Raw genomic sequence first — 12,653 nt, 5'->3', positions numbered from 1 at the left:
CAGTAATACATGCGTGAACTCATCAATCCCTACCCTATTCGCAAAGCCACTAAAGCTGATAAAAAAGACGTTGTAGCGTTTTATCGTCGCCATGGTTATAGCGCAAAGTTTATGGGTTTCGATATTTGTTATGTCATTAAAACCAAACAGCAAATAATTGCCAGTGTGATTTTATCAGACTTAGAAAAGGTACACGCACTTCACTCAGGGCAAGAGTCACTAGTGCCCTCGCCTCAATCTTCGCTATTTCTGCATGCGTTATTTGTTGATAATGAACATCGAAATCAAGGGTTTGGTCATAGCTTATTAACGCACTGTGCTAACGTTCACCATTCAATTGTCTGTTTTGCAGATCAGCAATTAGCACCGTTTTATCAGCAAGCGCAGTTTGTCATCACACAGCCGCATAAGCTTAATGAAACGCTACAACAACGCTTTGCTTTATACGCCAATAACCAACCTTCGTTAAGGGCTTTTAGCTATCGCTCATGCTTGAGTTAATAGCGCTTCGATAAGCGCAGGTAACGCCTCACCAGCACTTTTATCAATGACTTTTAATTGATTTGATTGCGCCAAGGCATAATTGATTTGAGGATTGGGATCAATATAGTAAATTTGGCAATCTGACTTAGCATATTCAACTAAACTAGCTGCTGGGTATACTTGCATAGAGGTACCAATAATCAAAATGATATCCGCTTGCGATACCTCAAATGCTGCTTCGGGTAATAACGGAACATCTTCACCGAACCAAACAATAAACGGCCTAATTTGCTCGCCATCAACGCCAGTATCACCGAGATTTATCGACGTGCGGCACTCGTGAACATGCGCTTTTTGAACAACACTACACGCTTTCAAAAGCTCGCCATGTAAATGAATAACTTGAGTTGAACCAGCACGTTCGTGTAAATCATCGACATTTTGAGTGATAACTTTTACCTCAAAAGCCTTTTCTAATTGTGCAACAGCCTTGTGGCCAGCATTTGGCTCAACCGTTAGCAATTGCGCTCGTCGCTGATTGTAAAATGCTAATACTAACTCGGGATCTTTATACCAGCCCTCAATAGAGGCAACCGCCATCACATCGTGGCCTTCCCATAAACCGTTGTCATCGCGAAAGGTTTTCAAACCGCTTTCCGCGCTCATCCCTGCGCCCGTCATTACCACGATATTTTTCATCAATAACTCTTCGATTAATCTTCTTTATCGTTATCTTGTAAGCCAGATTTTCGTTTTAAAATAGGTAAATCGCCGGCATCGTCAATAAACTTCACCTTCTTCTTCACCTTAGGCCCTAATTGAACTTTATCAGCTGCTTTGGGTTTGTTATCGGCCGGTTTTATTGCTTTTGCAACCTTCACTTTCTTTGGCTTCAAGCCCTTGAATTTTGCCGGTAACTCATCAATAACACTAAACTTAAATTGGGTTTGTAAAAAGCCTTCAACATTTTTGAAACTCAACCAGTCTTTGGGCCCGACAAATGATATCGCATCACCTTTGCTACCAGCGCGCCCTGTGCGACCAATGCGGTGAACAAACTCTTCAGTGTGTTTTGGCATATCAAAATTCACTACATGTGAAACGTTAACCAAATCTAAACCGCGTGACGCTAAATCTGTGGTGATCAATACTTTGTATTGCCCACGACTAAATTGATCCATTATTTGATTGCGTTGACCTTGGTTTAACTCTCCACTTAAGCCAACCGCTGGAATATCCTTTTGCGCTAACAGTGATGCCAAACGTTCTGTATCGGCGCGTGTTGCAGTAAATACAATCATTTGGCTGTAATTTTCGGCTGCTAATACATGGGTTAACAAGGCTTCTTTGTGCTCTAGGTTGTCGGCAAGGTAAAAGCGCTTGCTGATATCTGCATGCTCATCGTGGCTTTGGTTTATTGCTATACGTTTAGGAGATTTTAGCATTGCCATGGCAAACTCATTCACTTGCGCGTGATCTAAGGTTGCCGAGAACATTAGAGTTTGACGTTTGCGATGGTTCGCCGCTTGATTAATTTTACTCAGCTGCTCTGCAAAGCCTAAATCTAACATTCGGTCTGCTTCGTCTAATATCAGCAGTTCTAGCCCTTCTAAGTAAAAATGACCTTGCTCTAAGTGGTCCGCTAAACGGCCAGGCGTGGCGACTAAAAAATGCGGGTGTTTTTCAAGGACTTTGACTTGATCGTTAAAGTTTTCACCACCGAGAATTAACACAGCTTTAAAGGGGTATTGGCAGTAAACAAACGCAATTGATTGAATACTTGCTTAGCTAACTCGCGGGTTGGTGCAAGAATAAGTACGCGAGGATCTTTTTTGGTCAACGCTTTTTGGCGCATAACACGTTGCATGGCCGGTACGACAAAAGCGAGGGTTTTGCCTGAGCCGGTTTTTGAAGATGCGATCAAATCGTGACCAGCCATCGCTGCAGGTATTGCTTGTTGTTGGATCTCAGTGGGTGCTTTAAAACCTAAATGATCAACCGTTTCAAGAAGTTTTCGTTCAATACCAAAATCAGAAAATTGCAAGTGTTACTCCAGTCCTGCTTTTATTAATCTACCTATTATAACCTGTATTAATTTGCCAGGGGCAATTAAATTGTGTGGTTTTGCTAAGTTACCGGGTTTTGAATTGACATTAAAAGGTAGCATGCAAATACCGCTTTCGCGGCAATGACGAAATGGTGTCATTGCGAGTAGTCGGGTATCTTTTGTTAGGGATAACAAGCAATGAGATTCCGGCCTAAGACAACGCCGGAATAACGAAGTGGTTTTAGGCCCGCTACAGAAATGACGTCATACCCTAGTAATCGGGTATCTCATTATATTGTATAAATACTAACATGTGAAAAGGCTACCGTTCTTTTACTTTATAACGCATTAACCACGTTAAACTAGAACGGTAGCCCTTATATTGAGCGCTCGAGAATTAGCGCTTGGTAAACAATAAAGTCATGCGATTTGACTCGCCAACTTTCTGATATTTTTCTTTATCAGCATCAGTTTCAGTGCGTAATGAAGGTGGTAATGTCCACACACCGCCTGCTACACCGTCTGCGATAATACGGTCCATCGGGTTATTGTGAAAATACCCCTCTGCGGTTAACTCAAAACCAGCTGCTTTTGCTACAGCTACCACATGCGATTTAGGCAAATAGCCTTTTTTCGCCGTTTCTACCGGATCATAACCTTCTGGCGCTTGGTGTTGAACAACACCTAATTTACCACCTTGTTTTAGCATGGCATTGAACTGAGCGAAAGCTGCAGCTAAATCATTACCATTTTGTAAACCGTGTAAACCGCGAAATGTTAATACGACATCCGCATTTTGTGCTTTGGCATCAACACTAGCTTTTGGGTCAAAGTCGGCAACAACCACTTTGCCATAAACAGACTTATTATCAGCGAGTTTTTTCTCAAAATTATCTCTTGAGCGCTTGCGATATTTCGATTCTGTCGTGGTTGGGTAATGTGCCGCAACTAATTGGCCATTGTCCTTTAGCATTGGCGCTAAAATTTCTGTATACCAACCACCACCAGGTAGGATTTCAACAACTTTGTCGGTCGCTTTCACGCCAAAAAAGTCAAGGGTTTGATGTGGCTTGCGAAACTGATCACGTTGCTGATTAGCTTCACTGCGGTGGGTATTATCAATGCTGTGTGTGCCGTGTTTGTCGGCACTAGCAACAAACGGTAGCGCTAAACTTAGCGCAACAGACAAGGGTAATAATTTTCTTCCATATTTCATTGTTATTTACCTTGATTTTTCTGGTTAGATTGAATCCTAATGTTATACACCAAAATAACCAAGCTGGGTCACTTTTTCTAAAAAAATTATTAGATTAGCCTCGTAAACGGGTGTTCACGAGCGCCTGAAGTTTATCAGTAACTAGCGAGCAGTTTCGCGACTTTTGCTTTTGGCGTGTTAGCGATTTTTTGTATCAAGGAAAATGGTACGCCTTGATAAGAAGAGGATAGCGCCTCACCCAATTGAGCCTCAATATCAAGTAACATGACTTGCCATAGCTTCGCGGTCATTTGTGCGTCATATAAGGCGCGGTGAAAACTGCCATCGCCGATGATACCTTTATAACGAATCAAGGTGCCTAATTTGTGATTTGGCGCATCTTGGTATATCCGGCGCGATGTGAGTAATGAGCAAACAAACTGCCCTTGATAACTGCGACCAATTTTCGCCAGTTCTGCATCGAGGAATTTCTGATCAAACGAGGCATTGTGGGCAAGCAGATTATTGCCTGAAATAAAATCACAAAACTCCTCCATTACTTCAGCGTTGGGTTTTGCTGATGCCAGCATCTCATTTGAGATACCTGTATAATCTTCTATAAAACCACTTACTTTGCGTCCAGGATTCATTAGCGCTTGGAAACTATCAACGACTTCGCCGTTAACGAGTTTTACCGCACCTATTTCAATCGCCCTATCACCTTGTTGCGGCGATAACCCCGTCGTTTCAAAATCTAAAACGACCAAAGAATTTGCCATCGTGTTCAAGAGAAAACCTTATTGAACAGCTAACAGCTCAACGTCAAAAATCAACGTTGAACCGGCAGGGATTTTACCAACAGCGCGATCGCCATAAGCTAATTCTGCAGGAATAAAAAATCGTGTTTTATCGCCAACATGCATGGTTTGAAGGCCTTCTGTCCAACCAGCAATAACTTGCTTAAGACCAAAACTGATCGGCGAGCCTCGTTCAACAGAGCTATCAAACACCGTGCCGTCGATGAGTGTGCCGTGGTAATGAACATTTACCGTTGAATTAGCCGATGGTTGAATCGTTGAGTCACCTTTATTTAACACCAAGTACTGCAAACCAGATTGAGTTTCTACGACACCTTCTTGCTGTTTATTTGTTGTAAGAAATGCCTCGCCTATCTGTTTATTTTCTACTGCCAACGCTTTATTTTTGCCCGCGCGTTGATACATAAACACCATTAGGGCAACAACAAGCATAATAACAATGTACTTCATTTTTTATAACCGACTATGTTGAACTAGATTGATCGCTAGTTTACGTCATTGAGCATATTTGTCTATGCTTAGCCTTTAAACTATGGTCGAGGCGTATACTGGTATATCAAGCACTGCACACTTTTGCGCGATTGTTTTAGATAAAAATGTTGGCTAAGCTGTGCTTATTACGCATCTTTAAGTAACGACCAGACAGGACAATTATGCAGTTCAGGCCAAGGATCACTGTACGAAATTTATTCTTTGCATGGAGCTGCGCGGTTTTATCAGCGATTTCGTTAGCATCTAATATAGAGGTTATGTCGCTACCTAAGGTCGAGCTACCGATTAAAATCGATGGTGTACTCGACGATGAAGCTTGGCATCAAGCCAAGACGCTGACCCTGGATTATCAAATCCGCCCTGGTGAAAATGTCGCGCCTAGTGCGAGCACACAAGTCTGGATCCTTGAAAACAATAACATGCTTTATATTGCATTTGCCGCCAATGATCCTGAACCAGATACTATTCGTGCGGCCTATCGAGATCAGGATAAAGGCTGGTCAGATGATTTTGTCGGCGTAGTATTAGACACTTTCGGTGAAGCTCGACGCTCTTATATGTTTTACGCCAATGCGCTAGGCGCACAAATGGATTTAGTTTACGACGGCGTGTCAAACAGAGGCAACAGCGCATGGGATGGTTTATGGCAATCAGCCGGAAAACTGACCGATCAGGGCTATGTAGTTGAAATGGCTATCCCGTTGAAAGTCATGCAATTTGTCGCTTCTTCAGGTAAGCAAAGCTGGGGGGTAAATTTTATTCGCAACCGTCCTCGTAGCATCCTTGAGCGTATTTCTTATATCCCGTTAGACAGAGAAAACCCCTGTTATTTGTGCCAGCTTCCCAAGCTAGAAGGATTTGACAACGCATCACCTGGACGCAGTCTGGATGTTATTCCCTATGCTGTAACAGGAAACTCCCAAACCTTGGATACCGAGCGCGGCGAAACCGAAGCACTCAGCAACACAGAAATCGGTGGCGATATTCGCTGGGGGATCACGCCGTCTACCTCACTGTACATGACGATAAACCCAGATTTTTCGCAGGTCTCTGTCGATGGTGCACAACTCGACGTCAACAATAACTTTACGTTGTTTTACCCTGAGTTACGGCCATTTTTTCTCGACAATGCCGACTATTTTGAGAACTTTATGCGGCTGGTTTACACCCGAAATATCGCCACCCCAAATTGGGGCGCTAAGATCACCAGTAAACTTGGCAACAACACCGGTGGGATTATTATCACCGATGACGACACCACCTCTTTTATCGTGCCTGATTTTGACGGCTCTACGGTAACGACATTAGACGAGAAAAGCATTAATGCGGTATTGAGGTATCGCCGAGATTATGGCGATAACTCTTTTGCTGGCATCGTTTCTACGCTGCGACAAAGTGATGATTATCACAACTATCTGATATCGGTAGACGGTAAACACCGGCTAGCAGATAACCACAGTGTTTTTTATCAGGTCGCGCTCAGTGAAACCCGTGACGCCTTTGATTATGCGCTTTTGTCTGAGCGCTACGGTGAGGAGAATGACAAGGATGGATTTGCTTATCGAGCCCTTTATCTTTATCAGTCAAGAGATTGGTTAATGTATGCTAATTCGGAAGAATACGATGAAGATTTTCGCGCTGACATGGGCTTTGTCGAAAAGGTAAACTTTGCCAAACAAGCGCTTGGCGGTGCACGCACTTGGTACGCTAAGCCGAACAAGTGGTGGAATGAAGTTAGGCTCCAAGGTGGTGGCGAACGTCAATCTCGCGGTGATGGCCTATCCCTTAAAGAATCGTATTACGCCTTTATCAACGTCAAAGGCGACCTACAATCCTCGTTAAGGCTCGGTGCTAATAGCGGTAGCGAATATTATCAGGGAGACACCTTTGATATTTCTGATATTAATCTCAGTGCAGAGTTTCGCCCTCATACCACATCAAAAGTAAAACTCGCCGTATCCGGTGGTAATAAAATCGATTATGACAACAATCGTTCAGGCTCAAATTTGCGTTTTCAACCGCGGATAAATTTTGAATACGGCAAACACTTACAAATGGATGTGGGCATGGACTTTCAGCGCATGGATGTTACAGGAGGCACCTTGTTCAAGGCTCAAGCACTTGATGCGCGGATGATTTACCAACTCTCGAATCGCACTCAATTCAGTATTAGTTTTCAGAAGATCAATACCAGCCGTAATCTCGATTTATACCGCAATCCACAGGACTTTAATGCACAAAGTAAAGACATCAACCGACAAATTCTATATTCCTACAAAGTCAGCCCTCAGACGGTAGTGTATGCCGGATACAATGACGTTGGCTTCACCAATGATGAATTTCGGCAGTTGCACCGCAGTTTCCGCTCGGTATTCCTTAAAGTCAGCTACGGCTTATCTTTATGAACACCCATGGAAATTCGACGAATAATTATCGCTTGTTAACCGGTAAAATATACGTAGGCTAATAGCGGCAATTGGTTTATCAGGCGGCGATGCAAGTACGATTTCTGCCACTGGACTTAGCATTATAAAGTGCTTCATCACAACGCTGAAAGCAATCGTGAATACTTTCGTTTGTCATTAGCTCAGCGACACCTAATGAAATCGTGACCTTCCTGTCAGCTAAAAGCTCCTCATTTTCGACATGTTCACGAAGTTTTTCTGCAAGCGCATGAGCACTTGAAAGTGGTGTGTTAGGTGCTATCACAACAAATTCTTCACCGCCATATCGATAAATGCCATCTTCAGCTCTCAGCTCTTGTTTAATTGTACTACTTAGTTTTATCAGTAAATCGTCGCCAACTAGGTGCCCATATTGATCGTTTATCTTTTTAAATCGGTCAATGTCAAAGATAATCAGTGATGTTGCTAATCCACCTTTTTCAATTTGGGTAAATCGATTGTCCATGGCTCGCCTGTTAAGGGTGCCTGTTAAACCATCTTTGAGTGCTTGTTCTTCATATACAGAGGTGCTTTTATCGGTTTGCACAGCGAAGGTATAGCAAAACATATTGGTGGTGAATAACGTGATTAATAAAGACGCTAACTCGATGGAATTTAATGAAGCGTAGCAAGGCGGGAAGATGCCAATTAAAGTAAAGGTATTTAGCCAAAATGCGACCTTAGGTTTGAATATATAATACTGGACGATGGTTAGGGGGTATGCCCAATAAGCAACGCTAGCTCCCTGTATGTAGATTGTCGTAATTGTGCCAACAGAGCAGAGAAAACCCAAGAGATATGTCGGAAAGTCAATCTTACCGGTAAAGTAGATGTATAAAGCAGCTGAGGCAATTAGCCCTGAGATGATGAAATCGAATGTCATCATCATATAGTCTTCCTGCAGTAAACGCACGACGCCAAATGGAGCGATTACTAGAACTCCAATAATACAAAGAGCCATTATCATATTGCCCTTTTGGCGAGGAGAGAAAAATTTCATGTGTTGTGTTTAATAACTCCATCACTCATACGAATTGACGTAATTCAATGCGCATAAAAATTCGTGATTTAATACTATGGACGCTAACTAAAGCCTAGTATTGGGGCTGGTTTTAATCAACCTCACGCTAGTCTTTTTTAGGGGCGATAACATAGTCAGCACGGACTTCACCAACGTACATTTGGTCACTGATATTACTATCAACAGGGTATTTATAATCTTTTTTGTGATCAACGAATAAACCACTAAAATAAAGACAGCGATTTAGGTTAATTTGATAATGTAACTCGGCTTCATTTTCGATTTTATGAACATTGCGTTTACAATTAGTGCAATACTTCACCTTAGGATCGTCAGTGTTAGTTAACGACTCCCAGGTCTTGTCACATTTGAAGCCCCAATGACAGTTATAGAGTTTACTATTCAAATTCTTTCTCCTAATGCCAAAAATTAAACAGTCAAAACACATTTAAGCTAGCTCAGGTGTTAAACCCTATCATCTAACTGCTGAAAATCTTTAATCCTGTCTCTTTAAACAACCCATATATTTTAGTAACAAATTCATCACAATAACTACTTAATGATTAATAAAAGCTCAGTAACAACCTGTGATTCTCGATTTCAAAGCACAAAGCGTTTATCATGCAAAGCACTAAGCTAAATTACCTGTTTCTATTACAGGCAGAGCATCAAAATAAAAAGATACACGCAACATATAATGACTGTCACTCAAAGCAATAATACCGACAATTTTAACGGCCAACCTACGATTTTATGGCACGATTATGAGACTTGGGGCGTATCGCCAAAGTACGATAAACCATCTCAGTTTGCCGCTATTCGAACCGATCTTGATTTAAACATTATTGGCGAGCCCGAAGTGTTTTATTGCCAACCACCAGCCGATTATTTGCCGCATCCTGAAGCTGCGCTTGTTACTGGGATTACCCCACAAAAAGCATTAAAAGAAGGACTACCAGAGGCTGAATTTGCCGATCGTATCCACGCGCTTTTCTCTGCGCCCAATACTTGTGTCGCCGGTTATAACAACATTCGCTTTGACGATGAAGTCACGCGGTATCTGCTTTATCGCAACTTCTACGATCCCTACGCGCGTGAGTGGCAAAATGGCAACAGTCGCTGGGATATCATTGATATGGTTAGGGCCTGTTATGCCCTTCGCCCAGAAGGTATTAATTGGCCAGAAAACGAAGATGGTATTGTTAGCTTTCGTTTAGAATTATTAACTGCTGCCAATGCTATTAGTCATGAGGAGGCACATGATGCAATGTCAGATGTATACGCTACCATTGCCATGGCAAAGCTAATCAAAGAAAAACAACCTAAGCTATATAATTTCTTATTTAGTTTGCGCAATAAGAAAGCGGTTGCTGAACTTCTTGATGTTTACAGTATGACGCCGGTTGTTCACACCACCAGTAAAATACCATCAGCTCAGGGCTGCACTAGCTGGTTTGCACCCATTAGTTATCATCCAACCAATAAAAATGCCGTAGTTTGTGTTGATTTAGCAAAAGATATTTCGCCAATATTTGAGCTCGATGCTGAGCAAATTAAAGCGCGTTTGTATACCTCATATAAAGATTTAGCTGAAGATGAGTTACCGATTCCTGTAAAACTTATTCACATTAATAAGTGCCCTGTTGTCGCTCCGGCCAAAACATTGTTACCCGAAAACGCAGCGCGCCTTGGTATTGATCGCGAAGCTTGTTTAGCTAATTTGGCGAAGCTTAAACAACACCCTGAACTTCGAGAAACGATGACTGAAGTATTTACGAGTAGTTACCAGTCAGATGCAGATATCGATCCTGAGCATGCGCTCTATTCAGGCGCGTTTTTCAACGATAGCGATAAAGCGCAAATGGCGTTATTACACCAATTACCCGTTGAACAATTAGCAAGTTATCAATTTGAATTTACCGATCCTCGATTATCACCCATGCTCTTTAAGTATCGAGCGCGTAATTACCCACATTTGCTCAACGAAACAGAAAAACAGCAATGGCAGCTTTATTGTAAAGATAAGATACAACTTGGCGGTAAAGGACTATTGAGCGCCGAAGAGTTTATGTTAAAGCTGGAAAACTTAGCCTACGAGCACGAGAGTAATGAGCATAAAATGGCGATATTAAAAGCGCTATATCACTATATTACTGAATAATTCTTAACTTGATCTGTTTAGTTCAAATAATAAATCGGGGTCAGAGTTAGCGAACTCTGACATCAAAATCTATTACTTATACCACTACTTATACCAGAAACGCTCAACGGTTTCTTCATCGGGAAACGTTGAGTTGGTTAAGTGAATTATCTTGCGACTATCTAAATTTAGTAACGCCAAGCTTTCACCAAAATGGCGATTGAACAATATTTGATAACTGCCATTTTTAAAGGCTTTAATCAAACCAGATTCAACCGTTTGAGCTAGCGCTTCGTCTTTTTTATTAACAAAGAAATAATAGGCTGCAGGGTATTTGAATAGCAGTGTCTGCTCGATAGCTAATTCATTATTTCGCGGATGTTTAATTTCATTACCTATTTCTAAAACAGAGCGTGGAAAGTAATCAACCAAACCTGTACGTACTGCCTTAGACATGGTCGCGAAAGTAAAGTTACCTTCTATTGGCAAATCGTTCTCTTTAAAAACGTCAAAATCAGTCCAGTCAAAGCGCTGTACAGCTAAATACTGTTTAAGGTCATCAAGTGTTGTTACTCTAGCAAACTGCTCATCATCACCTTGGCGAATAAGCGCGACGCGCCAACCAATTAACCCTCTGTAGAGTGGAAAGCGAATTGCCCGAAGGTGCTGTTCTCGTTCAATCGATGTTGTCGACCAATTCAGATCAATATCACTGCCGTGCTCCAGTTCTCTCAATGCCCTGCCTTGGGTATATTGACGTTTAAAATAAACAAGAGATAGATTATAACCCTCTTGCTTGAACACCAATTTAAGTAAGTCTTCAATAAAAGGATTGCGCACAGCATTGCCATCAAGCGGTCCGGGGATCACAAGCTCAATCGGCGATAACTGTTGTTCAGAAGTTTGTTGGGCTTGTCCATAAGCAACATTTATTGGCGCACAACATAGTAGTACGCATACAACAAACGTAGATACATTACGTTTCAATGTCATAAAAAGCCTCTACAAGTCTCAACAAGTATAGAGGCTTTTTTAATCATTGGGTTGAATTTTATTTTTTAAAGCGAGCAATCAAGCTTGAAGTGTCCCAACGGTTTCCACCCATAGCTTGAACTTCTTGATAAAAACCATCGACCATAGTCGTCATAGGCAGCTCTACGTTGTGTTGTTTAGCTTGCTCAAAGGCAATAGCTAAGTCTTTGCGCATCCAGTCGACAGCAAAACCAAAATCATATTCACCAGCAAACATGGTTTTATAGCGATTTTCCATTTGCCATGAACCTGCAGCACCTTTTGCAATAGTTTCGACGAGCTTATCTGGATCTAAGCCGACTTTTTCAGCAAAGTTAAAACCTTCAGCCAAACCTTGTACTACACCTGCAATACAAATTTGATTAACCATTTTGGCTAGCTGACCTGCCCCAACATCGCCCATTAATTGGGTAAAGCGCGCGTATGCATCCATCACTGGTGCGACTTTATCGAAGTGCGCTTGCTCGCCACCACACATAACGGTAAGTACGCCGTTTTCTGCGCCAGCTTGGCCACCACTAACCGGCGCATCAATAAAACCACAACTTTGTTTAGCACATGCTTGAGCTAATTCTTTAGCAAGCTCAGCCGATGCGGTGGTGTGATCAACTAAAATAGCACCGGCTTTAAGGCCTGCTAAAATACCATCATCCCCATATACCACACTTCGCACATCATCATCATTACCAACACAGCAAAACACAATATCACAATCTTGTGCCGCGGCTTTTGGCGTATCGCCAACCTTACCACCAAACTGTGTCTGCCACTTACTTGCTTTTTCACTACTGCGATTATAAACACAAGTTTGATGCCCGGCATTTTGTAGATGCCCCGCCATCGGATACCCCATGACGCCTAAACCAATGAATGCAACTTTCATCTATTACTCCTTAATGCTTTTTTGCATTCTATCGAAAAGCATTTTTTATCTCACCCACAAAATTAGGTTGCGCACAATTTAATTTTGCACTACTATCA

At 42.0% G+C, this 12,653-nt stretch carries 11 protein-coding genes and 1 pseudogene; 3 read left to right on the top strand and 9 right to left on the bottom strand.

Annotated elements, in window-relative coordinates:
* The first annotated feature begins 9 nt into the window (after positions 1–9).
* Complete coding sequence (locus LP316_RS09905) at positions 10–501, top strand: GNAT family N-acetyltransferase (RefSeq protein ID WP_193020828.1); 492 nt, start codon at positions 10–12, stop codon at positions 499–501.
* Here LP316_RS09905 and LP316_RS09900 read toward each other — a convergent pair.
* The 5 genes and pseudogenes from LP316_RS09900 to LP316_RS09880 all read right to left on the bottom strand — a co-directional run bounded on the left by LP316_RS09900 (position 487) and on the right by LP316_RS09880 (position 4,993).
* The gene (locus LP316_RS09900) at positions 487–1,182 is read right to left on the bottom strand and encodes an SIR2 family NAD-dependent protein deacylase (protein ID WP_193020827.1); all 696 of its coding nucleotides are present in this window, start codon (positions 1,180–1,182) and stop codon (positions 487–489) included. The two genes, LP316_RS09905 and LP316_RS09900, sit on opposite strands and share 15 nt — an antisense overlap.
* A gap of 14 nt (positions 1,183–1,196) precedes the next feature.
* Positions 1,197–2,527 (bottom strand): annotated as a pseudogene (locus tag LP316_RS09895) (DEAD/DEAH box helicase).
* 400 nt (positions 2,528–2,927) lie between these two features.
* A complete protein-coding gene (locus LP316_RS09890; protein ID WP_193020826.1) occupies positions 2,928–3,746 on the bottom strand; it encodes a class I SAM-dependent methyltransferase in 819 nt (272 codons plus the stop codon).
* A 134-nt stretch (positions 3,747–3,880) separates the two neighbouring features.
* Positions 3,881–4,504, bottom strand: a complete 624-nt coding sequence (locus LP316_RS09885; RefSeq protein WP_193020825.1) for a PolC-type DNA polymerase III — start codon at positions 4,502–4,504, stop codon at positions 3,881–3,883.
* Between the two features lie 18 nt (positions 4,505–4,522).
* On the bottom strand, positions 4,523–4,993 hold the full coding sequence (locus LP316_RS09880) for an FKBP-type peptidyl-prolyl cis-trans isomerase (RefSeq protein ID WP_193020824.1): 471 nt from the start codon (positions 4,991–4,993) through the stop codon (positions 4,523–4,525).
* A gap of 299 nt (positions 4,994–5,292) precedes the next feature.
* Between LP316_RS09880 and LP316_RS09875 the strand changes: the two genes are divergently transcribed.
* Positions 5,293–7,440: a carbohydrate binding family 9 domain-containing protein gene (locus LP316_RS09875; RefSeq protein WP_193020823.1), complete on the top strand. Its 2,148-nt coding sequence runs from the start codon at positions 5,293–5,295 to the stop codon at positions 7,438–7,440.
* Positions 7,441–7,519: 79 nt separating this feature from the next.
* Here LP316_RS09875 and LP316_RS09870 read toward each other — a convergent pair whose 3' ends face one another.
* Together LP316_RS09870 and LP316_RS09865 are read right to left on the bottom strand one after the other, a co-directional pair.
* Positions 7,520–8,368: a GGDEF domain-containing protein gene (locus tag LP316_RS09870; RefSeq protein WP_193020822.1), complete on the bottom strand. Its 849-nt coding sequence runs from the start codon at positions 8,366–8,368 to the stop codon at positions 7,520–7,522.
* Positions 8,369–8,606: 238 nt separating this feature from the next.
* Complete coding sequence (locus LP316_RS09865) at positions 8,607–8,906, bottom strand: hypothetical protein (protein WP_193020821.1); 300 nt, start codon at positions 8,904–8,906, stop codon at positions 8,607–8,609.
* Positions 8,907–9,197: 291 nt separating this feature from the next.
* Between LP316_RS09865 and sbcB the strand changes: the two genes are divergently transcribed.
* A complete protein-coding gene (sbcB, locus tag LP316_RS09860; RefSeq protein ID WP_193020820.1) occupies positions 9,198–10,661 on the top strand; it encodes an exodeoxyribonuclease I in 1,464 nt (487 codons plus the stop codon).
* 84 nt (positions 10,662–10,745) lie between these two features.
* On the opposite strand, the gene LP316_RS09855 is transcribed toward sbcB, so the two are convergent.
* Both LP316_RS09855 and LP316_RS09850 read right to left on the bottom strand, forming a co-directional pair.
* A complete protein-coding gene (locus LP316_RS09855; RefSeq protein WP_193020819.1) occupies positions 10,746–11,633 on the bottom strand; it encodes a substrate-binding periplasmic protein in 888 nt (295 codons plus the stop codon).
* Between the two features lie 58 nt (positions 11,634–11,691).
* Entirely contained in the window at positions 11,692–12,555 is an 864-nt protein-coding gene (locus tag LP316_RS09850) for an NAD(P)-dependent oxidoreductase (protein WP_193020818.1), read from the bottom strand.
* Between the last annotated feature and the right edge of the window lie 98 nt (positions 12,556–12,653).

The organism is Thalassotalea sp. LPB0316 (assembly GCF_014898095.1).
Lineage (GTDB): Bacteria > Pseudomonadota > Gammaproteobacteria > Enterobacterales > Alteromonadaceae > Thalassotalea_G.
This window is presented reverse-complemented; position numbering and strand designations above follow the sequence as displayed.